General features: G+C 71.9%; 20 protein-coding genes. 12 read left to right on the top strand and 8 right to left on the bottom strand.

Annotated elements, in window-relative coordinates:
* Positions 1-121: 121 nt before the first annotated feature.
* The 6 genes from ACIBM5_RS38765 to ACIBM5_RS38790 all read left to right on the top strand — a co-directional run bounded on the left by ACIBM5_RS38765 (position 122) and on the right by ACIBM5_RS38790 (position 7165).
* The gene (locus ACIBM5_RS38765; protein ID WP_396011412.1) at positions 122-1378 is read left to right on the top strand and encodes a hypothetical protein; all 1257 of its coding nucleotides are present in this window, start codon (positions 122-124) and stop codon (positions 1376-1378) included.
* The gene (locus tag ACIBM5_RS38770; RefSeq protein WP_396011413.1) at positions 1368-2480 is read left to right on the top strand and encodes an N-acetylmuramoyl-L-alanine amidase; all 1113 of its coding nucleotides are present in this window, start codon (positions 1368-1370) and stop codon (positions 2478-2480) included. Before ACIBM5_RS38765 ends, ACIBM5_RS38770 begins: the two co-directional genes overlap by 11 nt.
* A gap of 243 nt (positions 2481-2723) precedes the next feature.
* Positions 2724-3728: a hypothetical protein gene (locus ACIBM5_RS38775; protein ID WP_396011414.1), complete on the top strand. Its 1005-nt coding sequence runs from the start codon at positions 2724-2726 to the stop codon at positions 3726-3728.
* A gap of 111 nt (positions 3729-3839) precedes the next feature.
* Positions 3840-4853 (top strand): hypothetical protein, encoded by a 1014-nt coding sequence (locus ACIBM5_RS38780; protein ID WP_396011415.1) that lies wholly within the window; start codon positions 3840-3842, stop codon positions 4851-4853.
* 180 nt (positions 4854-5033) lie between these two features.
* Positions 5034-5939, top strand: a complete 906-nt coding sequence (locus ACIBM5_RS38785) for a hypothetical protein (RefSeq protein WP_396011416.1) — start codon at positions 5034-5036, stop codon at positions 5937-5939.
* Positions 5940-6151: 212 nt separating this feature from the next.
* Entirely contained in the window at positions 6152-7165 is a 1014-nt protein-coding gene (locus tag ACIBM5_RS38790; protein ID WP_396011417.1) for an LLM class F420-dependent oxidoreductase, read from the top strand.
* 94 nt (positions 7166-7259) lie between these two features.
* Here ACIBM5_RS38790 and ACIBM5_RS38795 read toward each other — a convergent pair whose 3' ends face one another.
* The 4 genes from ACIBM5_RS38795 to ACIBM5_RS38810 all read right to left on the bottom strand — a co-directional run bounded on the left by ACIBM5_RS38795 (position 7260) and on the right by ACIBM5_RS38810 (position 13169).
* Entirely contained in the window at positions 7260-9113 is a 1854-nt protein-coding gene (locus ACIBM5_RS38795; protein ID WP_396011418.1) for a serine/threonine protein kinase, read from the bottom strand.
* A gap of 668 nt (positions 9114-9781) precedes the next feature.
* Entirely contained in the window at positions 9782-10915 is a 1134-nt protein-coding gene (locus tag ACIBM5_RS38800; protein WP_396011419.1) for a prenyltransferase, read from the bottom strand.
* Positions 10912-11688, bottom strand: coding sequence for a class I SAM-dependent methyltransferase (locus ACIBM5_RS38805; RefSeq protein WP_391581550.1), 777 nt, complete (start codon positions 11686-11688; stop codon positions 10912-10914). Before ACIBM5_RS38805 ends, ACIBM5_RS38800 begins: the two co-directional genes overlap by 4 nt.
* Positions 11689-11753: 65 nt before the next feature.
* Complete coding sequence (locus ACIBM5_RS38810) at positions 11754-13169, bottom strand: glycosyltransferase family 4 protein (protein ID WP_391581549.1); 1416 nt, start codon at positions 13167-13169, stop codon at positions 11754-11756.
* Positions 13170-13366: 197 nt separating this feature from the next.
* Here ACIBM5_RS38810 and ACIBM5_RS38815 point away from each other — a divergent pair, with 197 nt between their 5' ends.
* The gene (locus tag ACIBM5_RS38815) at positions 13367-13972 is read left to right on the top strand and encodes a TetR family transcriptional regulator (protein ID WP_020554687.1); all 606 of its coding nucleotides are present in this window, start codon (positions 13367-13369) and stop codon (positions 13970-13972) included.
* Positions 13973-14090: 118 nt separating this feature from the next.
* On the opposite strand, the gene ACIBM5_RS38820 is transcribed toward ACIBM5_RS38815, so the two are convergent.
* Positions 14091-14321: a ferredoxin gene (locus ACIBM5_RS38820; protein ID WP_396011420.1), complete on the bottom strand. Its 231-nt coding sequence runs from the start codon at positions 14319-14321 to the stop codon at positions 14091-14093.
* 79 nt (positions 14322-14400) lie between these two features.
* Positions 14401-15864 (bottom strand): aldehyde dehydrogenase, encoded by a 1464-nt coding sequence (locus tag ACIBM5_RS38825; protein ID WP_391581546.1) that lies wholly within the window; start codon positions 15862-15864, stop codon positions 14401-14403.
* 322 nt (positions 15865-16186) lie between these two features.
* Here ACIBM5_RS38825 and ACIBM5_RS38830 point away from each other — a divergent pair, with 322 nt between their 5' ends.
* Together ACIBM5_RS38830 and ACIBM5_RS38835 are read left to right on the top strand one after the other, a co-directional pair.
* Positions 16187-17230, top strand: coding sequence for an MBL fold metallo-hydrolase (locus ACIBM5_RS38830; RefSeq protein ID WP_396011421.1), 1044 nt, complete (start codon positions 16187-16189; stop codon positions 17228-17230).
* Positions 17231-17345: 115 nt separating this feature from the next.
* Positions 17346-18662, top strand: coding sequence for a prenyltransferase/squalene oxidase repeat-containing protein (locus tag ACIBM5_RS38835; protein ID WP_396011422.1), 1317 nt, complete (start codon positions 17346-17348; stop codon positions 18660-18662).
* An 84-nt stretch (positions 18663-18746) separates the two neighbouring features.
* Here the strand turns inward: ACIBM5_RS38835 and ACIBM5_RS38840 are convergent, their stop codons facing one another.
* Positions 18747-19184 (bottom strand): DUF779 domain-containing protein, encoded by a 438-nt coding sequence (locus tag ACIBM5_RS38840; RefSeq protein ID WP_396011423.1) that lies wholly within the window; start codon positions 19182-19184, stop codon positions 18747-18749.
* On the bottom strand, positions 19184-20701 hold the full coding sequence (gene adh, locus ACIBM5_RS38845; protein ID WP_396011424.1) for an aldehyde dehydrogenase: 1518 nt from the start codon (positions 20699-20701) through the stop codon (positions 19184-19186). The genes ACIBM5_RS38840 and adh overlap by 1 nt, the downstream gene beginning before the upstream one ends.
* Before the next feature lie 425 nt (positions 20702-21126).
* On the opposite strand from adh, the gene ACIBM5_RS38850 reads away from it, so the two are divergent.
* From ACIBM5_RS38850 to ACIBM5_RS38860, 3 genes are all read left to right on the top strand, one after another.
* The gene (locus ACIBM5_RS38850; RefSeq protein ID WP_396011425.1) at positions 21127-23418 is read left to right on the top strand and encodes a collagenase; all 2292 of its coding nucleotides are present in this window, start codon (positions 21127-21129) and stop codon (positions 23416-23418) included.
* An 89-nt stretch (positions 23419-23507) separates the two neighbouring features.
* A complete protein-coding gene (locus tag ACIBM5_RS38855) occupies positions 23508-23828 on the top strand; it encodes an antibiotic biosynthesis monooxygenase family protein (protein WP_396011426.1) in 321 nt (106 codons plus the stop codon).
* Between the two features lie 21 nt (positions 23829-23849).
* Complete coding sequence (locus ACIBM5_RS38860) at positions 23850-24065, top strand: zinc ribbon domain-containing protein (RefSeq protein WP_391581539.1); 216 nt, start codon at positions 23850-23852, stop codon at positions 24063-24065.
* Positions 24066-24169 lie beyond the last annotated feature (104 nt).

Here is a 24169-nt window from a genome sequence, read left to right on the forward strand (position 1 = left end):
GCACATCCGGTCAAGAGTGATTCGAGCCTGATTCGATTCCCGAAAGCAATCGGATCCGGTCCCGCGCGGGTCCCATTTGCTGGGACAATGCCGATCCGGGGAAGGACGCGGGGGGATCTTGATGTCCGATCGACACGAGCACGACGACCGGCCCGGTGGACCCGCGGCGGACGGTGAACGGTTCGAGACCGTCTGGGACCGGGCGGCCAACGGCGGCGTGGGCGGCTGGGTGCGCCGCCGGGTCACCGCGGCGCCGACCGTGGTGAATCCGGACGTGCCGCCGCGCCCGCACCACCAGCCGACCGCCCACCTTCCGGCCGCCGGCCCGCCGCGACCGCCCGGGCAGCCCCGGCCGCCCGAGGACCAGGACACGGTGGACAATCCGGCCGCCCGCGGCGCGCCGGCCGGTCCGCCGCCGCCGGCGTGGCCGGTTCCCGCTCCGCCACCGACGCCCCGCCCGGACGTGCCGCCGAACGAATCGACGCCGCCCGCCGACTGGTTCCAGCACGAGCGCGGCCCCTCGCCGCTGCCCTCGGGCGGCACCTTCGCCGACGCGGCGCACACGCCCGTGCACGGCTACGGCATGCCGCCGGCGCGCGACGTGCCCGCCGCGCCGGACTGGTACCGCGGCGCCACCCCGCCGCCGCCCGGACCGCTGTCGCCGGCCCCGCCCGGTCCCTCGTTCGAGCGCACGCTGCTGTTCATCGTGGTCGCCGTGGTGTTCGTCGCCGCGCTGGGCACGCTGTTCGCGTTGCGACCGTGGGAGGACGACAAGAAGACGCCGGCCGCGCACGGTTCGGAGAGCGCCGGGCAGTCCTCGACCGGCACGCCCACCCCCTCCGGGACCGGCCCGGGCGAGCAGTCGGGCCTGCCCCCGGCCACGCCCCCGTCGCAGGGCTCGGCGGTGACCACCCCGCCGCCGACCACCGCCGCACCGGACGCCCGCGCGCAGGCCGCCGCGCTGGACTCGCTGCTCTCGCGCAGCGGTTCGTCCCGGCAGTCGGTGATCGACGCGGTGAACAACGTCGGCTCCTGCTCGGCGCTGGCCGCGTCCCGCTCCGCGCTGCTCGACGCCGCCGCGCAACGCGATCAACTGGTCACCCAACTCGACGCGATGCGCTTCGACGGCGTCCCCGAACTGCAATCCGCCGCACCGACGTTGCGCACCGCGTGGACCGCGTCGGCCCGCGCCGACCGGGCCTTCGCCGCGTGGGCGCAGTCGGCCGCCGACTCGGGCTGTCCGGGCACCCGGTCGTTGTACGACGACGGCGCCACGATCAGCGCCGAGGCGTCCAGCGCGAAGAAGTCGTTCGTCGACACCTGGAACACCGTCGCGTCGCGCTACGGCCTCACGTCCAGGAGTGAACTTGACCTCTGACCGCCGCGACGACCGCGGCCGTCCCGACGACTCCGGCTATGCGTACTCCCGCTCCGGAGCCGGCTTCTTCGGCCACTCCGCCTCGCACGAGGAGCGGTTGGAGGCCGCGCGCGAGCGGTTGCGCCGGCGCCGTCGGGTCACCCTGACCGTGCTCGCCCTCGCGCTCGCCGCCACCGGGATCACCACGATCGCGGTGGCCTGGCCGGACGGACACGACACCGGCCGCACGGCGGCGGCGCATCCGCCGGCGAGCCCGACGACCACCGCCGCGCCGGAGGCCACACCCGATCCCGCGGCGGCCGGCGGGGTGCCGGCCCCGGCGTCGAGCAGCCCACCGGATGGACAACAGCCTTCCACCGCACCGCCGATCACCGCACCCGTCACGTCGCCCGGCCCGCCCGCGCCGCGCGCCGGGACCACCGGGCTTCCGCTGTCCGGTCGGGTGGTGATGATCGATCCGGGCCACAATCCGGGCAACGGCGGCCACTCCCGCGAGATCAACAAGCAGGTGTACGCGGGCGGGTTGACCAAGGAGTGCGACACCACCGGGACCGAGACCGACAAGGGCTACACCGAGGCCGAGTTCACCCTCGACGTGGCGCACCGGGCCAAACGCCTCCTGGAGGCCCAGGGCGCGACGGTGCTCTACACATGGGAGACCGAGGCGTGGGGTCCGTGCGTGAACGAGCGGGCAGCCCGCGGCAACACGGCCCGGGCGGACGCCGTCGTGTCCATCCACGCGGACGGCGGACCGGCGAGCGGGCGCGGCTTCCACGTCATCCTGCCCGCCTCGGTCAAGGACGCGAACGTCGACACCACCCCGATCCTGGCCCCCTCGCGCGCGCTGGGCAGCACCCTGGCCGCCGCCTTCCGGGCGGCCACCGGCGCGAGCCCCGCGACCTACCTCGGCACCCAGGACGGCCTGGTCACCCGCACCGACCTCGGCGGGTTGAACCTGTCCACCCGACCCAAGGTGTTCATCGAATGCGGCAACATGCGCAACGCCACGGACGCCGCGCAGTTCACCGACCCGAACTGGCGCGAACGCGCCGCGTCCGGGATCGCGACGGGGATCACGGCCTATCTCCTGAAGGGGACGTGAGCCGCGGGTCGGCTGTCCCCTAGGGTCTTTCCGACCGTCCTCGTCGCGCACGCGCCGGTGACGGTCCCCGGTTCGCGGCGTCCACGCGCGCCATGCACCACCGGACGGTTCCCGGTCGGGCCACCGACCGCCGTGAGCCGCACGATCGGGCCCGGCGCGAGCCGTCCACGCACCGCACGTCGTCCGGCGCGCCCCGCGCCGTCGTCGACGTCACGTCCCCTCCGTACCTGTTAAGGAGAAACGTTGAACCGGAAAGGGATCACGAGGGGCGACGCGATCGTCATTCTCGCGATCGTCCTGATCTTCATCTTCTCGTTCTTCGATTACTACGAAGTCAGCGAATCGCTGCGCGGCAGCAGCGACGACGACAGCCTGTTCGACAGCGGCGGGCGCAGTCGAAGCCAGGGCTGGAACGCCTGGACGGTCAACTTCTATCCGCTGATGCCGGCCGTGGTACTGGTGCCGCTGCTGGCCGCGCTGCTCCTGGTGATCGGCCGCTTCGTGGCCCAGCCGGACAGGCAGGCGCTCGGTCTGGCCCCGCGCCAGTGGGCGATCGCGTTCGGCGTCACCGGTGCGATCAGCGGCTTCTTCGCCCCGTTCGGGGCGGGCGGCGTGATCGGCGACATCGTCAAGGGTTCGGACTCGATCGACGCCGGACCCACCATCTTCGCCTGGCTGATGATGGTGGCCGGGCTCGTCGCGGCGCTCTTCCTGATCATCGGGGATCGCATCCCCAGCCTGGCCGCACCGCTGTTCAGCCCGGTCCCGCAGCAGCCGTGGGGCTACCCGCCGCCGGGCGGCACCGGGGGCTACCCGGCCCCGGTCGACCCGAACACCGGCTACCCGCTGCCGAACGCCACCGGCGCCTACCCGCCGCCCGCCTACCCGGTTCCGGGCACAGGCACGGGCACGGGCACGGGCGCGCCGATGGCCGGGGTGCCGGCCCACATGCCACCCCCGGACGTCACCGGCGCGGGGACCGGCACCGGCACCGGCGGCGCATCGGTCGCCGGCGCGCAGCCGGCCGCGCCGGTTCGGGACGCGCAGGAGTTCGCGCAGTTCTGGTTCGCCGTTCCGGAGGCCCGGCCGCTGGCACCCGCCGAGGGCCTGTCCAAGGAGCCGGTGGCCACGCTGCAGACCGGCCAGTGGTACCTCGCGGTCGCCCCGCACCCGGGCGGCGTCCTGGTCGAGGCGGACGGCGTTCGAGGGGTCCTGAGCGATGTCTCCGGGATCCAGCGCGGAGAATGACGGTACGTCAGGCTCCGGTGCCGGTGCGGGCGACCGCACCGGCACCGGGCCGGGCCCAGCAGACGCACGGCAATTCCGAGCAGTACGAAAGCCCCGTCAGGGAGGAGCACGATGCCACGCAAAGGCGTCACCCGAGGTGATCTGATCGTCGCGGCGGCGGCGATCGGAGTTCTGGTCTTCTCGTTTCTCCCCTGGTACACGGTGACCGCCAAGGGCAAACAGATCACCGAGGGAAGCAAGGACTATTCGGCGTGGATCGGCGACTTCTCGCCGCTGGCGCCCGCCGTTGTCCTGCTGTCCTCGATCTCGCTGGTGCTGCTGCTGATCGGCCGGTTCACCTTCCGGCCCGGATCGCCGCAGCCGACCGAGATCCAGTTCTGCGGACTCGCCTTTCGGCAGTGGGGCGTCGCGCTGGGCATCGCGGCGGCGTGGAGCGCGGTGTGGGCCGTGTTCGGCGCGGACGGCGGCTACGAGAAGTTGGCGCGCTTCGCGGAGAACTACGCCCGCACCAACGGCGACACGCAGGCGACCGTGGAGGCCGGACACGGTTGGGGCGCATGGGGGTTGGCGGGCTTCGCCGTGCTCCAGGCGCTGCTGCTGTTGACGGTCGACCGGATCGGCGGGCTGAACGCCCCGCTGGTGCGCCCGCGCGAGAACAATTGGCAGGGCTACCCCGGCGGTGGCTTCCCCGGCGCTCCCGGCGGGTACCCGCCCGGCCCTCCCGGCACCGGTGGTTTCCCGATCCCGCCGCCCGTCGCACCGCCGGTCTACGGGCCATCGGGCAACACTCCCCCGCCGCAGACGCCGCCGATGCAGCCGCCCGCGGTCCAGCCGCCGGTGCTGCTGTTCAAGCAGGACGACGCCCCGGAGCCGGCCGCACCCGTCGGGGAGCCGGCCCCCGCCGCGCCGGAGTCCGGCGATCCGGGCACGTTCGAGCAGTACTGGCTGGCCGTGCCCGAACCGAGGCCGCTGCACCCGCTGGACCACGCCGGTGACGCGGTGGCCACCCTGCACCCCGGTGTGTGGTATCTCGCAGTGGGCGTGCGAGACGGCGGCATCGTCGTCGATATCGACGGTCTACAGGGCGTGTTGGCCGATCTGACGGGTATTCAGCGGGGCGAATAGACATCTTCGAAAAAATGCCCCCATACGGCGCGTCGCGTGGGGTCGGGGCACAGATCGTTCCCCCGTCTGGCACAGTGTCCCCGGACCAATGCACCGGGGACGCGCGGGGGCGACGTCGGTGGCACGACTTGGGTCGCCCCCGTACGCTGTCGGCGCCCATCCCCCTCGGGAGGAGTATTAGTGGACGTCAGAAAGCTTTCGCGTGGCGACGCGGTCATCGGGGTCGCCGCCGTGCTCATCTTCATCTTCTCGTTCTTCGACTACATCGGCGTCAAGGGCGAGGTGCCTCGGGGCTTCGACGGCAGCTGGAGCGCGTGGTCGGGCACCATGGCACCGGTCATCTTCGCAGTCGTGCTGACCCCGATCATCGCCGCCGCGCTGTTCATCCTCGGCGGTCTGCTGCCGCAGCTGCGCGACCGGCAGATCCTCGGTCTGACCGCTCGCCAGTGGGCGTTGCCGCTCGCGGTGGTCTCGCCGATCAACGCCCTGTGGTCGATCGGCCGCGCCTCCGACGGCCTGGAGATGAAGGCCGGCGGCATCCTCATCGTCCTGCTGGTCCTCGTGCTCAGCGGTGCCCTGATCGCCACCTCGCTGGTGCCCGCTCTCCAGGCGCCGCTGCTCGGCGCCGGTGGTCCGAGCGCGGCCCCGCAGGGGCAGTACGGCGGCCCGCAGGGTCAGCAGCAGTTCGGCGGCGCGCCCTACGGCGGCCCGCAGGGTCCGCAGGCCGGCCAGGGTCCGCAGTCGTACGGCGGCGCCCCGCAGCCGGGCGGCTTCGGCGGCCCGGCTCCGCAGGGTCCGCAGGGCGGCTTCGGCGGTCCCGGCCCGCAGGGTCCGCAGGGTCCCGGCGGCATGCAGCAGCCCGCCCCGGGCGGTGCGCCCGGTGGCGCCCGCGCGCCGTTCCAGCCCTTCTGGTTCTCGGTGCCGGACTCGCGCCCGATGCTGGACGAGCACACCAACCAGGAGAAGGGCGTCCTGAACACGGGCGTCTGGTACCTGGCGGTGGCCGAGCACCCCAACGGCCTGCTGGTCGAGGTCGACAACGTGCGCGGCGTGCTTCAGAACACGATCGGTATCCAGCGCTCGTGACACCGGTGCTCCCGAGGAACCGGTAGTACCGAGACACCGCGACTCGGCAACACGACAGGGCGTCGTCCACCCGGACGGCGCCCTTTCGCGTACCCGGAAAGCGGTTCGGGCCGGCGCCACGGCCGGGTCCCGGGGAGTCGGCCTCCCAAGAAAGTAAAACGTGTTCTAGTCTGCGGAGGCGATTCGCCGTGCTACTCCGTGGAGGTAACGCCATGAGGCTGGGTCTGACGTTCGGGTACTGGGGCCGAGGCCCGTCCGCCGACTTCGTCGAGTTGGCGCAAAAGGCCGAGCAGCTCGGGTTCGACGCGGTGTGGACCGCCGAGTCCTGGGGGTCGGACGCCTTCACGCCGCTGACCTGGATCGCCGCCCACACCTCGCGGATCAAGCTGGGCACCGCGGTGACCCAGATGACCGCGCGCACGCCCACCGCGACCGCGATGCACGCGCTGACCCTGGACCACCTCTCCGCGGGCCGGATGATCCTGGGCCTGGGGCTCTCCGGCCCGCAGGTGGTCGAGGGCTGGTACGGGCGGCCGTTCCCGAAGAGCCCGCTGACCTTCACCCGCGAATACGTGGACGTCATCCGCCAGGTGTTGCGCCGCGAGGGACCGGTGGTCGCCGAGGGCCGATACGCCCGACACCCGTACACGGGCGAGGACGGCAGCGGACTGGGCAAGCCGCTCAAGTCGATCACCCACCCGCTGCGCGCCGACCTGCCGATCTTCCTCGGCGCGGAGGGGCCCAAGAACGTACACCTGACCACGCGGATCGCGGACGGATGGTTGCCGCTGCACTGGGCGCCGACCCGGCCCGAGGTGTATGCGGACGCGCTGCGCGACAAGCCGGCCGGCTTCCGGATCGCGCCGATGGTGCAGGTGGCCCTCGGCGACGACGTGGAGCAGGCGATGTACCCGATCAAGGCGGCGATGGGCTTCTACGTCGGCGGGATGGGCGCGAAGAACAAGAACTTCCACGCGGACCTGATGCGCCGGTTCGGCTACGCCGACGAGGCGGACCGCATCCAGGAGTTGTTCATGGCCGGCAAGCGGGACGAGGCGATCGCCGCCGTTCCGAGCGCCTTCGTCGACGAGATCGCCCTGGTCGGGCCGGCCGCGCGCATCCGTGAGCGGTTCGCCGTCTGGGCCGCCGACCCGCACGTCACCGACATGATCGTCACCACCCGCAACCACGCCGCCCTCGAACTGCTCGCCGAACTCGCGAGTTGACGTCGACCGGCGACCCGGCCGGCACCGACCGGGTCGGCCGGCCGGGCGCCGGCCCCGCCGGTTCGTCGTGGCGGGTCCCGCCGCGCGGGCGGCGCTACGGCAGCGGGGCCATGCACAGTTCCTGGTTGCGGGAGGGCAGCGGGTAGTAGACCGGGGACCGGCCGGGGCAACTGGTGGCGTTCGCGGCGGCCAACGGGTGCACCTCGTCGATCCGCAGGCGGGCCGGGCGATCCTGCGGCAGCGGGCCCTCGCACGGCACCAGCGAGGCCAGGAAGGCCCATTGCCGGCCGTCGCGCGTCTCCGCGGGCACACACTCGCCCGGCCGGAAGATCCGTTCCAGACACAGCGCGGCCACGCCGGGGGTCACCGGCCAGCGACTGCGCCCGTCGGTGTTCATGCAGTCCGTCGTACCGCCGCCGGCCGAGGTGCGCGCCAACACCCGCTGCCGGGCGGCCGGATCCTCACAGGGCAGCGTGCGGAGCGCGGCGGGCCGCCACCCGGGCGTGCCGTCGCTCGCGAAGTCCACGCAGCCGCCCACCTGTGTGCTCGCCACGAAGGCCGCGGTCGGGTCGGCGGGCGCGCCGGACGCACGGGTGTCCTCGGCCGCGCCCGCCTTGCCCCGATCCCGGTCCCCGCGCCCGCGTTCGTAGGCGACGCCCCCGAACAGGCCGCCCACCAGAGCGATCACCACGAGCGCGGCGACCAGCAGCCAACCGGCCCCGCCGGCCTCGTGCGGCTCGCGCGGGACGGGGAGGTCGTACCTGTCCGGCCGATCGTCGCTGTCGTCGATGCGCGGCACCATCGCCTCGACGATCCGGGCCAGCTGCATCGTCTCGGCGGCGGCCGACGGCTCTGCGGCGGCGGAGCCGCCCGAGTCGGCCCGGTTCGGCCCGGGCTTGGCCGGCTCGGCCGGGTGCGCCTCGGCCCTCGCAGGTCCGGCCGGGTCCGGCCGGCGGCTCGCATCCGCCGCCGGCTCGATCGCCGCCGCGGGTCCGGTCGGTTTCACCGGGCCGACCTTGTCACCGAGCGAACCACCGTGCGCGGAGCCGCCCTTCGCGGAGCCGCCGCCGGCCGGATCGCCGAATCGATCGGCGAGCGGCACGGTGGGCGGGTCACCGACCAGGCGCCCACGCCGGTGGTACGCGTCGATCAGCTCCATCGCGGGTGCCGGCAGCCAGGCGGCGGCGCCGTACGCCCCCCGGCGATCGGCCGAGTCCGCGGCCACCTCGTCGAGCAGCGCACGCGGCGTCGGCCGATCCTCCGGTTCCCGGGTCAGACAGGAGCGGATCAGCTCGATCAACTCGTCCGGCACATCCGTCAGTTCCGGCTCACCCGCGGCCACGCTGCGCCGGGTCTCCGCCTCGCCCGTACCGGAGTGCGGCGGCCGTCCGGTCGCCGCGAAGCACAGCAGCGCGCCGAGTGCGTAGACATCGGACGCCGGCCCCGACTCCTCGCCGCGGGCCTGCTCCGGGGCGAGGTATCCGGGCGCGGCGAGCGGGTTGCCCGCGCCCTCGATCCCGAATCCGGTCACCCGCGGGCCGTCCGAGGCGACCACGATCTGGGCGGGGCGCAGATCGCCGTGCACGAGCGAGGCCTGATGGATCGTCACCAGCCCCTCGGCGATCCCGCCGGCGAGCCACCGCACCGCATCCGGGGGCAGCGGACCGCACGAGATCACCAGGTCCGCGAGCGACGGCGCGGGCACGTACACCGAGGCCACCCACGGATTGCGGGTCGCACCACCGGCGGAGATCACCTCGACCACGCCCGGCCCGCGCACCTTCTGCGCGCGCTTGATGCCCCGCTGCTCGCCGTACAACATCCGCACGGCCATCGGCCGCCCGGCACCGGTGCGCGCGAGATACACCCAACCGGGGCTGCCGGCGCCCAGCAATCCCACCACCGTATAAGGACCTATTCGATCCCCCGGCTCCAACCCAGCCGCCATGCCCACCCTCGTCACGCGAGTCGCCCAGCCCCCCACGCGAACCCTATTGCCGCCACAACCACCACCGAAAACCGAGTACACGCCCCCCGATCACCAGCCCAATTGACCCCACCCACACCTACCCGACAATCCCGAACCAACTCCCCCACCCCACCCGCCCCAAGCCCTTCAACCCACCAGACCCAAGCCCTTCAGCCCACCCGAACCAAGTGCTTCAACCCGCCCGACCCAGCCCTTCGACCCGCCCAGGCCAACTCCCCCAGCCCGTCCGGCGTTTGAGGACAAGCAGGAAATCCGACCCAAAGCACCCAGGGCACCCGAAACCTCAGCCCGTCCGGCGCTTGAGGACAACCCGCCCAGCCCGTCCGGCGCTTGAGGACAACCGGCCCAGCCCACCCGGCACGTGAGACCCGCGCTTGAGGACACCCCCGGCCGGGCCCGGCCCAATCAACACCGCAACGCCCCCACCCGGGCAACCCAATTCAGCCCGTCCGGCGCTTGAGGACAACCCTCACAGCCCACCCGGCACGTGAGACCCGCGCTTGAGGACAACCCCCACAGCCCACCCGGCACGTGAGACCCGCGCTTGAGGACAACCCCCACAGCCCACCCGGCACGTGAGACCCGCGATTGAGGACAAGCCCGTCCGACGACTGAGGACCCCAGGCTCAAACCCCGTCCACACACAGCTCCGAACCACACCGCACCTGCGCCGGATCCAGCCCGACCGGCAACCCGTCGCCCTCGAACGCCGAGACCGCACCGCCGAACACCGCCGTCGTGGCCGGCTCCCCACCCAGCACGGCGGTGGCCAGGATCATCGCGCCCGCCGTCCACGCGGTCCGCTCCACCGGCCAGATCGCGTCGTCCTCGAACACGTACCCGGTCCAGTACAGACCGTCCTCGTGCCGCAGCCGCTGGATCCACGAGACGATCTCGACCGCCCGGTCGCTCTGCCCCAACGCCCACAACGCGATGGCCAGTTCGCAGCTCTCCGCACCGGTCACCCAGGGCCGGTCCGAGACGCACCGCACGCCCAGGTCCGGCACCACGAAGGTGTCCCAGCCGTCCTTGATCCGCTCGTCCGCCGCCGGCCCGCGCAGCGCGGTGCCCAGGATCGGGTAGTACCAGTCCATCGAATAGCGGTTCTTGTCCAGGAACCGTTCGGGGTGCGACAACACCGCATGGCCCAACCGGCCCGCGGCCAACTCCCAGTCCGGCTGCGGCTCGCCGAGGTGCTCGGCGATCGCCAGCGCACAACGCAGCGCCTGGTACATGCTCGCCGACCCGGTGAGCAGCGCGTCCGGCACCGCCACCCCACGCTCGTCACGCTTCCAGCGGATCTCCCCGCCGGGCGCCTGCAGGTCCAGGATGAAGCCCATCGCCGCGCGCAGCTGCGGCCACATCCGGACCAGGAACTCCTCGTCCCCGGTGAGCAGATGGTGGTGCCACAGGCCGACCGCGAGGTAGGCCGTGAAGTTGGCCTCCTTGTTGCGGTCGGTCACCGCACCGTCCACGTAGGCGGCGTACCACGAGCCGTCCGGCTCCTGCCGACTCGCCAGCCAGCGATACGCCCGCTCGGCCTCGTCGTGCCGGCCGGCCACGTCGAGCGCCATCGCGGCCTCGGTGTGGTCCCACGGGTCCAGGTGTCCGCCGACGAACCACGGGATCGACCCGTCCGGCCGCTGCACGGCGGCGATCCCGTCGATCGTCTCGGCCACCTGATCGAGCGTCAACACGCCTTCCAGGGCCAGCAGTTCGAGCGCGGGCTCGGAGCCGCGCCGGCGGCCCGCGAGGCTCATGCGCTCGCCCCGGCGAGGTCCGTGTCCGCGCCGTCGGCACCGGCCGCGGTCTCCCCGGTCGGCCGGGGCTTGGTCGCGTAGACCACCAGGCTCTTCCCGATCAGCGGGTCCAGCGCCTTCTCGGCGAGGCGGGTGGCCAGCGGGCGCTTCATGATGTCCCACACCAGGAGCTTGTGCCAGGCCCGGACCGGAAGCGCCTTGTCGTTGTCCACGCCCACCGCACACTTGATCCACCAGTACGGCGAGTGCAGCGCGTGCGTGTGGTGGGTCCCGTACGGCCGGAGCCCGGCCTCGCGGATCCGGGCCTCGAACTCGTCGCCCTTGTAGATCCGGATGTGTCCACCCTCGACCTCGTGGTACGCGTCCGACAGCGCCCAGCAGATCTTCTCCGGCCCGTAGCGCGGCACGGTCATCGCGGCCAGGCCGCCGGGCTTGAGCACCCGGAACAGCTCGTTCAGCACACCCTTGTCGTCCGGGATGTGTTCGAGCACCTCGGAGATGATCACCCGGTCGAAGCTGTCGTCCGGGAACGGCAGCGCGAGCGCGTCCCCGACCAGCGCCTCGGCCCGCGCGCCCTCGGGCACCTCGCCGGCGGCCAGCATCGAGGCGAACATCGCGTCCACCTCGGCGATGTCCTTGGCGTTCCGGTCGAGCGCGACCACGTCGGCGCCGCGCCGGTATGCCTCGAAGGCGTGCCGGCCGCCACCACAACCCATGTCCAGGACCCGATCCCCCGGGGCCAGGGGAAAGCGGGAGAAATCCACGGTGAGCAAGTCGGCGACTCCGTCTCGTATTGCGCGAACCGGTTGCGGGGGCGGCCGGCGAGGGTGGGCTGGGGTCAGCGGGTTCCGGGTCCGCCGCCGTGCGAGGCGGGCGGCGGCAACCGGCGGCCGAACGGCGAGCGGCCCAGCAGGACGTCGCTCGCGCGCTCGGTGACCCCGCGTCTGCCGGCGCCGGCCGTGGTCGGCGCGGTGGGACCGGCCGCGAGTGCGGCCCGGTAGCGCTCCACGGTACGCACCGCGGTGTTGCGCCAGGTGAACCGCTCCAGCACCCTGGCGCGGCCCGCCTCGGCCAGGCGGGCGCGCAGTTCGGGATCCTCCAGCAGGCGGGTGAGCGCGGCGCGCAGGGCCTCCGGGTCGCCCGGCGGCACCGCGAGGCAGGTCTCCCCGTCCGGACCGGCGACCTCCGGGATCGCACCGCCCGTGGTCGCCACGAGCGCGGTCCCGCAGGCCATCGCCTCGGCGGCGGGCAGCGAGAAGCCCTCGTAGAGCGAGGGCACACAGGCGATCTCGGCGCTGCGGATGAGGTCGACCAGTTCGTCGTCGCTGAGTCCGGACACGAACCGGATCGCCGAGGTCAGGCCCAGCCGGTCGATCGCGCGCAGCACCGGCCCGTCGCCCTTGGGCCGGCCGACCACCACGAGTTCGACGTGGTCGTGGTCGGCGCGCAGCTTGGCGAGCGCCTCGACCAGGTGGATCAGGCCCTTGAGCGGCACGTCCGCGCTCGCGGTGGTGACGATCCGGCCGGGCACCTTCGCCACCGAGGGATCCGGCGCGAACCGGTCGGTGTCGGCGCCCACCGGGACCACGGTGACCCGGCTCGGCGACACGCCGAGGTGGTCGATGATCTGGGCCTTGGACGAGCCGGACACGGTCAGCACGTCGCTCAGCCGCGCGGACACCCGCTTCTGCATGGTGGTGAACCCGTACCAGCGGTGCAGTGTGGCCTTGCGCCGCAGTGTGGTGGCCTCGCCGATCTCCAGCGCGCGGTCGACCGTGATCGGGTGGTGGATCGTGGTCACCAGCGGAAACCCGAGTCGGGGCAGCGCGAGTTGGCCGTAGCCCAGCGTCTGGTTGTCGTGCACGATGTCGAACTCGCCGCGCCGGGCCGCCAGGTGCCGCCACGCGCGCAGCGAGAAGGTGAGCGGCTCGGGGAAGCCGGCGGTCAGCATGCCGCCGACCTCCAGGACGTCGATCCAGTCCCGGTATTCCTTCAGCCGGGGCAGCCGGAACGGGTCCGGGTCGCGGTACAGGTCCAGGCTGGGCAGTGTGGTGAGCTTCACGCCCTCGTCCACGACCGCGTACGGCGGGCCGGAGATCACCTCGACCTCGTGGCCGAGCCGGGTGAGTTCGCGGGACAGGTGGCGGACGTAGACTCCCTGTCCGCCGCAGTACGGGTCGCCGCGATACGCCAACAGGGCGATGCGCAAGGGTCGCTCCGGGGAGGTCCGCGCCGGGCCCACCTGGGTATCCACAGCGGTTGCGGTCTCCCGTATCACGAATGGCCCCCTATCGCTGCCCTCGTCGGAGCATAGTAGTCGCGTAATCTAGAACAAGTTTCAGTATCTGCTCGTCGGAGAGCAGCCAAGATACCGCCGGGTACCCACTGCGACGAGCACCGCGTGACCCGTAACACACCGGCCGGCGAACCGCCGCGCACCGAGAGGCTGACATGACGACGTATACGAAGGCCGACCGGGCGCCGCTGACCGAGCGGCAGGAGGCGCGGCGCCGGCGGATCCTGCGCGCGACCACCCAACTGGCCGCCCGCGGCGGCTACGAATCGGTCCAGATGCGCGAGGTCGCCGAGCTGTCCGAGGTCGCACTGGGCACGCTGTACCGCTACTTCCCGTCCAAGGTGCACCTGCTCGTGGCGACCATGTACGACCAGCTGGATCAGCTGCACGCGCAGCTGCGCCGGCGCCCGCCGCGGAGCGCGGGCTCGCGCGAGCGGGTGGTGGACACGCTGCTGCGCGCGTTCAAGGGCATGCAGCGCGAGCCGCACCTGACCGAGGCGATGATGCGCGCGCTCCAGTTCGCGGACCGCTCGGTCGGCGCGGAGGTGGACACGGTCAGCCGGGAGACCACCACGATGATCCTGGAGGCGATCAGCGGCGACGAGCCGGCCGGCGAGCCGACCGCCGAGGACCTCGCGGTGATCCGGGTGATCACCCACACGTGGCACTCGTCGCTGATCGCGTGGCTGAACGGCCGAGCCTCCATCGCCCAGGTCCGCACCGACATCGAAACGGTCTGCCGGCTGATCCCGGAGGATTGAGCCGCACCCGCCGCGCTGCGGTCACCGACACGAACCGGTCCGGCGGGGCGGCGGCCCGACCCGGCGTCGGCGCCGCCTCGACAGCACGCCGCCGCCCGCCGGCCTCGTCGGACACGGCCTAGTCCGGCGGGAACACCGGCTTGCCCGAGGCGATCTCGATGATCGAGATCGCCTCGACCGGGCAGCTCTCGGCCGCCTCCAGGATCGCGTCCGAGGCGTCCATCTCCTCGGCCCTGGGGTGCGACTGCCGACCCGCGTCCAGCTTGAAATCGGTCGGGGCGCTGCCGATGCACATGCCCGAACCGATGCAGACGCCCCTGTCGACCTCGACGCGCCAGCGATCACCCATCAGAACACCTCTTCTTCGCTCGGCCTCGCGAGGCCTGGAGCCGCCGACCCGCCCGCGCGGAGCGGGCCGGCGGCGACGGTCAGATCTGCGCGTCGTAGCCCGCGGGCAACGCGATCGACTTGGCCTCGGTGTACGCGCCCAGGCCCTCGATCCCGAACTCGCGGCCGATGCCCGAGTTCTTGAAGCCGCCGAACGGGCCGAAGAAGTCCAGGCCGAACGTGTTCACAGAGTAGGTGCCGGTGCGGATCCGCCGGGCGACGTCGATGCCCTTCTCGATGTCGTTGGTCCACACGCTGCCGGACAACCCGAAGTCCGAGTCGTTGGCCAGCGCGATCGCCTGCTCCTCGTCGTCGTAGGGGATCAGCGCGACGACCGGGCCGAAGATCTCCTCCTGCGCGATCCGCATCGCGTTGTCCACGTCGCCGAACAGCGTGGGCTCGACGTACCAGCCCTTCTCCAGCGCCTCGGGACGGCCGCCGCCGGCGAGCAGCTTGGCGCCCTCCTCCTGGCCGATCCGGATGTAGTCGAAGGAGCGCTGCTGCTGCCGCTTGGCCACCAGCGGGCCGACCTGGGTGTCGGCCGCCATCGGGTCGCCGACCTTGAGCTCGCCGACCCACGCGGTGAACCGCTCGGCGATCTCGTCGTAGCGGCTGCGCGGCGCCAGGATCCGGGTCTGCGCCACGCACGCCTGGCCGTTGTTCATGTACGAGTTGGGCAGCAGCGTCGTGGCGGTGTGCTCCAGGTCGGCGTCGGGCAGGATGATCGCCGCCGACTTGCCGCCCAGTTCCAGGGTGACCCGGGTGAGGTTGCGCGCGGCGACCTCCATGATGCGCTTGCCCGCGCCGACCGAGCCGGTGAAGGCGACCTTGTCGATGCCGGGGTGGGCCACCAGGTATTCGCTGACCTCGCGGTCGGCGGCGACGATGCTCAGCACGCCGTCGGGCAGGCCCGCCTCACGACAGATCTCGGCCAGGATGTACGAGTCGAGCGGGGTCTCCGGGGACGGCTTGAGCACGATCGTGCAGCCGGCCGCGATCGCCGGCGCCAGCTTGGCGGCGGTGACGAACTGCGGGACGTTCCAGGGCACCACGGCGGCCACCACGCCGACCGCCTCGCGGCGGATCAGCAGCGGGTTGAGCAGGCCGGTCCGCTTCTCCTCCCACTGGTAGTCGCGGGCGATCTTGGCCACCGTGTCGTAGATCATCCCGGCGCCGATGGCCTGCGCGAACAGGCCCCAGCCGACCGGCGAGCCGTTCTGCGAGGCGACCACCTCGGCGATCTCCTGCGAACGCGTCATGAAGCCGTCGCGGATCTTCTCCAGGATGGCGATCCGCTCGTCCAACGACATCCGCGGCCACGGGCCCTCTTCGAATGCCTTGCGCGCGGCGGCGACCGCGGCGTCCACGTCCGCGGTCGAGGCGTGCGGAACGCGCGCGATGACCTCTTCGGTGTGGGGCGAGACGACCTCGATCGTGTCCTTGCCAATCGGGTCCACCAGCTGTCCGCCGATGACCAGTTGGCTGTGCTCCACGATATCCGTCATCACGGTCCTCCTCGGTGCGGGCGTGCACACACGCTGCGCGATACAGGGGCTTGCGGGCTATGAGCAGAACTCTGACTGAACGCTGACTAGAACAGATATCAGTTTGCCGCCGAGGGAACAACGCATTCCGGGCTCGAATGAGACTGGAGTCTCATCGGCTGACAGGTAAGGATCGTACGTGCCGGATCTCGATCTGACGACCCCTCAAGTCACCGGCTCGGTGGTGTATGAGAGAACGTGTTCTATGGTGATCACCGAAGCCGGACGGGCATCCGGCGTTCGACTGGCGCCACTTCGAGAACCGTCGAGAAGGAGGCCGCCCGTGACCACCGCACCCGATAGCCCCACCCCACCCGCTCCCCGTGTCGCCGATCTGGGCAACGGCGTGTGGACCGTCCCGGTTCCGATCCCGAACAATCCGCTCGGTTGCACCCTCGTCTACGTACTCGAAACCGACGCGGGGCCGGTCCTGGTCGACTCGGGCTGGGACGACCCGATCTCCTACCGGGCCCTGGTCGACGGCCTGGTCGAGGTCGGCACCTCGATCGAGGACGTGCACGGCGTCCTGGTCACCCACGCACACCCCGACCACCACGGACTGTCCGAGAAGGTGCGCGAGGTCTCCGGCGCGTGGATCGCGCTGCATGCGGCGGACGCCGAACAGGTCGAGCAGATCAACAGCGCGCCGCGCGCCGCGTGGTTGCGGCACCACCTGGAGGTGCTCACTCTCGCGGGCGCCCCGCAGGAGGCCCTGGACGCGCTCACCGGCCTGCGCACCGCCGCGGCCGGGAGCAACCGACCGCGCCTGCGCTACGCGGTGCCCGACCGCGAGTTGGTGCACGGCGAACTCGCCCCCGCGCCCGGCCGCACGGTCCGCACGGTGTGGACGCCGGGCCACACACCCGGCCATGTCTGCCTGCACCTGGAGGGCGACGACGGTCGGCTGCTCTCCGGCGACCACCTGTTGCCCTCGATCACGCCGCACATCGGGCTGTACGACGAGGCCGAGGAGGCCGACCCGCTCGGCGACTTCCTGGCCTCCCTGACACGTGTCGCACGGTTGCCGATCACCGGCGTGCTGCCCGCGCACGAGCACGCCTTCACGGACGCGGCGGGCCGGGCCGCGGAGGTGGCCGGGCTGCACGAGGTGCGGCTCGCGGCGCTGCACACCCGGCTGCGCGCGGCATCGCTGACCCTGTGGCAGATCGCCGAGGGCATGGACTGGAACCGGCCGTGGGCGCAGTTGGGCGCGCAGAATCGGCAACTGGCCCTGAGCGAGGCCGCCGCTCACCTGCGCCACCTGGTCAAGCGCGGACGGGCGACGGCCGAGTCCGGCGGCGACCCGGTGCGCTATACGGCCCTGTGACGCTCGGGGCTCGGGGGGCACCCGGGTAGGGTGACGAGAACTCTCGACAGTGGCCCCCACAGTCCGATCCGTGCAGCGCGGTCCGATCCGCACAGCGTTCAGCGAAAGGCCATGCATGCCCTCCCCCCGACGCCGCGGACGCGCCGCGGCGGCCTCCGTGCTCACGACGGCGCTGTTGTGCCCGGTCTGGACGGGGGGTGCGGCCGGCGCCGCACCGACGCCGCCGCCTCCCGGCGGTGCGCTCGGCGTGGCCGTGGGCACGGCGACACCGCGCACGACCGTCCCCGTGTCGGTGGTCGCACGCGTCTCCGCCGGTGGAAAGGCGCAGAGCGCCCCGGTACCGCCCGCGCTGTACGGGAAGAGCGATCCGAGCACGGACGGGGTGTACCGGCAGTCGCTGGCGGTCCTGGCCTTGGCCTCGACCGACAGCACGCCGGCTCCGACCGCGATCGAGTGGCTGCTCGGGCAGCAGTGCGCGGACGGCGGCTTCACCGCGTACCGCGCCGATCCCGCGACGCCATGCGACGCCGACCGTGAGGACACCGTAGCCACGGCGACCGCGATCGAGGCGCTGCGGGCGCTGCGTACGTACGACACGCGGGTCGCCCGCGGGGTCGACTGGCTCCGGTCCAAGCAGCTCGCGGACGGCTCGTTCGCGGCCGTACCCGGCCCGAACGCGATCGGCGACCCGACCGCGACGGCGGCCGCGATCAGCGCGATCGTCACGTCCGGCATCTCGCCGGAACTGCTCAGGTCACCGCAGGGCCGTACCCCGACCGACGCGCTCGCGGCGGCCCAGTTGCGCTGCGCGGTGCCGGAGCCGGACCGGGGCGCGTTCGCGGCCGGCCCGGGCGCGCCGGTCGACCCGCTGCTGACCGCGCGCTCGGTGCTCGCGCTCGGATACGGCACCCAACCGGCCGTCCCGGCGCCCTCCATCGCGGTCACGCCCATCGTCTGCCCCGGCGCCGAGCCGAACCGGCAGGCGGCCGCGCAGGGCGGTGCGGCGTGGTTGATCGCCAAGCTGAAGGCCGGTGGCAACCATCTCGGCGGGCCGACCGACTTCGATGCCACCGCGGCCGCGGTCCAGGCGCTGTCGGCGACCGGACACCCGGCCGAGGCGGGCGCGGCGGTCGACTGGCTGGCCGCGGGTGCCAAGACCATGGCGGGCAACGACCCGGTGCGGCTCGCGTCGCTGATTCTGGCGGCCGTGGCGACGAACCGCACGGTCACCACGTTCGGCGGCCTGGACCTGCCCAACCTGCTCGCGGCCACCGGCCCGGCGACGACGCCGACCGCGGACATGACCAACCAGAGCAACCTGATCGACGGCCCGGAGGACCACACGCTGCGGGATACGGTGAGCGCGGTGATCGCGGTGTTGCTGGCCGCCACCCTGATCCTGGGCATGCGGCACAGCCGCCGCGAGGACTGAGTACCCGACCGGCCGCGGGCGGGCGCCGGACGGGTTCGAACCCCTCCGGCGCCCGCCCGTTTCGGCTTCCGGTGCCCGGCCCGCTCAGTGCCGGCGGCCCGGCGGCACCTCGTGCGTTTCCAACCGGCGTGCCTCCTCGTCGGTGAACACCCGGGAACGGATCAGGAATCGTTTGCCGGTGGGCGCCTCGACCGAGAACCCACCGCCGCGGCCGGGCACCACGTCCACGGTCAGGTGGGTGTGCCGCCAGTACTCGTACTGCGCGGCGGACATGTAGAACGGCTGGTCCGCGACCCAGCCGAGCAACACGTCCGCGTCGCCGACCAGGAACTCCCCGCGCGGGTAGCACATCGGTGACGACCCGTCGCAACAACCACCCGACTGATGGAACAGCAACGGCCCGTGCTCGGCCGCGAGTTCGGCCACGAGGTCGGCGGCGGCCGCGGTGATCGCGACCTTCTCGACCTCGGCCGGGGTGCCCGGCCCGGCAGGTCCGCCCGGCGTTGGGGCCGGCTCGTCCATCAGAAGAATCCGAGCTTCTTCGCCGAGTAACTGACCAGCATGTTCTTGGTGTTCTGGTAGTGGCCGAGCATCATCCGGTGGTTCTCCCGGCCCATGCCGGAGGCCTTGTAGCCGCCGAACGCCGCGTGTGCGGGATAGGCGTGGTAGCAGTTGGTCCACACCCGGCCGGCCTTGATCTCCCGGCCGAACCGGTACGCCCGCGTCGCGTCCCGGGTCCACACGCCCGCGCCCAGGCCGTACAGCGTGTCGTTGGCGATCCGCAGCGCCTCGGCGTCGTCGCGGAAGGTGGTCACCGAGACCACCGGGCCGAAGATCTCCTCCTGGAAGATCCGCATGTCGTTGGTGCCCTTGAAGATGGTCGGCTCGACGTAGTAACCGTCCTCGAAGCCCTCGACCACCTTGCGCGCGCCGCCGATCAGGACCTCGGCGCCCTCCTGCCGGCCGATGTCCAGGTAGGACAGGATCTTCTCCAACTGGTCGTTGGACGCCTGCGCGCCGACCATGGTCGCCGGATCGAGCGGGTTGCCCTGCACGATCGCCCGGGTGCGCGCCAACGCGCGCTCCATGAAGCGGTCGTGGATCGACTCGTGGATCAGTGCCCGGGACGGACACGTACAGACCTCACCCTGGTTGAGGGCGAACATCACGAAGCCCTCGACCGACTTGTCGAAGAAGTCGTCGTCCTCGTCGGCCACGTCGGCGAAGAAGATGTTCGGGCTCTTGCCGCCGAGTTCGACGGTCACCGGGATGATGTTCGCCGACGCGTACTGGAGGATGAGCCGACCGGTGGTGGTCTCGCCGGTGAAGGCGACCTTGGCCACCCGGCTGCTGCTCGCGAGCGGCTTGCCGGCCTCGAAGCCGAAGCCGTTGACCACGTTGACCACGCCGGGCGGAAGCAGGTCGGCGATCAGTTCGATCAGCACCAGGATGCTCACCGGCGTCTGCTCGGCGGGCTTGAGCACGACGCAGTTCCCGGCCGCGAGCGCCGGCGCGAGCTTCCACGTGGCCATCAGCAGCGGGAAGTTCCACGGAATGATCTGCGCGACCACGCCGAGCGGCTCGTGGAAGTGGTAGGCGACGGTGTCCTCGTCGAGCTGCGAGATGGAGCCTTCCTGGGCCCGGATCACGCCGGCGAAGTAGCGGAAGTGGTCCACGGCAAGCGGCAGATCGGCGGCCAGGGTCTCGCGGACCGGCTTGCCGTTCTCCCACGTCTCGGTGACCGCGAGGCGTTCGAGGTTCTGCTCGATGCGATCGGCGATCCGCAGCAGGATCAGCGATCGCTCGGTGACGCTGGTCCGTCCCCATGCGTCGGCCGCGGCGTGTGCGGCGTCCAGTGCGAGTTCGACATCCTCGGCGGTGGAGCGGGCCACCTCACAGAACGGCTGTCCGGTCACGGGGGTGATGTCCTCGAAGTACCGGCCCTGCACGGGCGGTACCCACTTGCCCCCGATGTAGTTGTCGTACCGGGGTTCGAAGTTGACGATGCTGTCCGGTTGGCCGGGCTGACTGTAGACCACGCGAGCCTCCGCTTCCCTTGCCGTGCGCTGGGCATGACGGACCATCGGCGGCACCCGCCCGGGCCGTGCCGCGGCTCGGGGCGCCTGCGGCCGACGCTAGTCGCTCGGGCGGCGATGGTCACGGGTTCGCCGGCGGGAAATGCCCGTCCGCGGCCTTCGCCACGAGCCGCGCGCCCGTCGTCCGCCGGCCGTCGCTCACGGGGTCCGCGGCTTCGCCGAGGCCTTCCGTCAATGCCCCCGACCGGCGCGGGAGTTGGTCGCCGATTCGGCGCGAATCCATCTGGATGTCACGTGTGACATGTGCAATTGTACTCGGCGTCGTGTTCTCACCGTGGACCGCCGATCGTGGTCCACCCGTGCCCGAAGGGCCGTACATGAGTGCTCACGTACGCCGTAGGAAGTGGTTTGCCACAAGCGTTCCCCTCTTGGCACTGGCCGTTGGAGTACTGCCGATCGCAGTGGCTCCGCCGGCCTCGGCCGGCCCGGTCCCGCGTACGAACTCGCAGGTCGGGCAAGCGAACACGGCGACGGCGGCCGATCCGGGCGACGAGGTCGACCGGATCGGCTCGCCGCTCTCGCCCGACCCCGACCGCGGTCCGGGTCCGGTCGACGGGAGCAACGCGAAGGCACCCGGGCGGGGTCCGTCCCCGTCCGACCTCCCGCTCGGCCTTCCCGCCCAACCGCGGGCCACGGCCGCCCCGGTGCCCGGCTGCACCCTTGCCGAGTTCTCCACGCTGTCGCCGCAGGCACTGGCCGACTTCCTCACCCGTGCCGACGTCGGGCCCGACTGCCTGCGCGGCTTCCTGTGGACCTACACCCCCGAGCTGGGCCGGGTGCTGACGCCGGCTCACCTCCAGGCGGTGCTGGCCCGGATCACCGCGCTGGCCCCCGGCTACGACGGCAGCAACGCGTCGCACATGTACGAACTCTGGTACTTCACGCATGCCGCGCTCTATCTCGACTGGGACAACCCGGCGATCGACCTGCGCGGACCGGCCACGGTGGCCGCGATCAGCGCCGCCGCCGACGCGTTCCGCACCGGGCCGCACGCGTTCGACCTCACCCCCACCTCGGGCGCGCTGCTGCGCGAAGTGCTGATCAGCGTCGACGTCGACGGCGTGCGCCAACACCAACTCCCGTTGCTGACACGAATGTTCCGTGATCTGGACGGCAGCACTACGGCGTGGCAGAACGCGGCCCGACGGGAGGCGGTGCTCTCCGCGCAGACCCTGGCCTATCACGGCATCTACAACGGCGACGCGGGCTTCATCGCCGCCGTACAGGCCGATCCCGCCTACCGCGCCGGGCTCGAGGCGTTCGTCGGCTATCGACACCTGAACACGCCGAGCACCTCCGGGCTGTTGCGCAACGGCGTGTACGAGTACGGCCGGCTGGGCCGGATCCCGAGCCTGACCGCCGAGACGGTGACCGGGCTCGGCACCATGCTCACCGCCACCGACGGCTGGTACGGCCGCTTCTCGGTGCCGTGGAGCGAGGTCGCCCACTGGCTGGAGACCTACGGTCGATGTCACGCGGCGGGGGTGTGTCGGGCCGACGTCGAGGCCACGGTCTTCCCCGACACATACACCTTCGACCAGGGCGACATCGAGGTGCACACGTCCCTCGACCGCGCCACCGTCGAGCAGTTGTACTACGCGTCCAAGCAGGTCAAGGAGCAGTTCTTCCGCACGGTGGGGGTCGATCAGCCGCTCGCGGGCGACCCGAACCACAAGCTGACCGTCCGGCTCTACGCGAGCATGGCCGACTACCACACCTACCAGCCGTTCCTGTACGGCTACGCGACCAACAACGGCGGGTTGTACATCGAGGAGGGCGCGACCTTCTACACGTACCAGCGCGTCGTGCCGCGCGATTCCCTGCTCCAATTGGAGGAGTTGTTCCGGCACGAGTACACCCACTACCTCAACGGCCGCTATGCGGTGCCCGGTTCGTTCGGCCAGGGACCGTGGTACGCGGAGAACCGGACGACGGCCTTCGACGAGGGCATGGCCGAGTACCTGGCGGGCGCCACCCGCGATCAGGGGGTGAAGCTGCGCAAGTCGCTGGTCACCAAGGTGATCTCGGACGTGCAGAAGTACGGCAGCCGCCCGTCGGTCCGCGAGACGCTGCACTTCAAGTACGACGACGACGGCTACTTCTTCCGCTACTACGCCTACGCCGGATCGTTCTTCTCGATGCTCGGCCGGGACCACCCCGACCTGCTCGCCGAGATGTACACGCACCTGCGCACCAATGACGTGGCCGGCTACGACGCCTTCCTGAACCGGGTGAGCGGGCCGACCTTCCAGGCCGAGTTCGACGCCTATCTCGACCAACAGATCGCCGACGTGAACAACCTGATCGTGCCGGTGGCGACCTACACCCCGACCGGGCAGCTCTCGGCGACCGGACCGGACTACGTGCGCCAGGTCTTCCGCCGGGCCACCGCCAACGACCCGACGTCGTGCACCGCGACCCGCGAAGCGCTGCCGCGCTTCACCTGCAAGGGCTCGATCACCGCGAACATCGGCTCGACCGACCCCGGCCGGATGCACACCGACATGGCGGCCACGGTCGACTACTTCATCCTCACCCGTGCCGGCGCGGCGCTCGACAACCTCGCCGACATGAACTGCCACTTCGCCCCGCCCGTGCCCTGGTCCAACGGCCGCGCCGCCACCTCCACCTACTCCTGCGAGGGCCCCCTCCGCCCCTGACCCCCGGAACGACGGCCCCCGAGCGCTGCCCACCCCGCGCCCGGGGGCCGTCCAGATGCCCCGCCCGCCCCGTCGGGCACACTGGTCCCATGTCTGTGGTGAAGATCAACGCGCTGACCGTGCCCGCCGAGATGCGAGAGACCCTGGAGCAGCGATTCGCGTCGCGCGGCGGGATGGTGGACTCGCAGGACGGCTTCGAGTGGTTCGAACTGTTGCGCCCGGTGGCAGGGACCGATCAGTACCTCGTGTACACCCGCTGGCGCAGCGAGGCCGACTTCCAGGCGTGGATGGACGGAAACATGAGGGCCGCCCACGCACAGGGCGACGGCACCGAGCGGCCGAAGCCGGCGTCCACCGACTCGGCCCTGTGGTCCTTCGAGGTCGTGCAGAGCACCGGCCCGAAGCCGTGACGTCCGACTAACCTGAGCACCATGCCTCGCTACGACTACCGCTGCCGCGCCTGCGGACTCACCTTCGAACTCAACCGCCCGATGTCCGCGGCAAACGACCCGGCCACCTGCCCCCAGGGCCACGCCGACACCACAAAGCTGCTCTCCACAGTCGCGGTAACCGGCGCCGCCACCACCCCCCGCCCCTCCACCGCCGGCGGAGGCGGGGGCTGCTGCGGCGGCGGCTGCTGCAACTGACCCCACAAACCAAAGCCACCCAGCCCGGCCGGCGCTTGAGGCCACCCAGCCCGGCCGGCGCTTGAGGCCACCCAGCCCGGCCGGCGCTTGAGGCCACCCAGCCC

This window comes from Embleya sp. NPDC050493, from assembly GCF_044458105.1.
Lineage (GTDB): Bacteria > Actinomycetota > Actinomycetes > Streptomycetales > Streptomycetaceae > Embleya.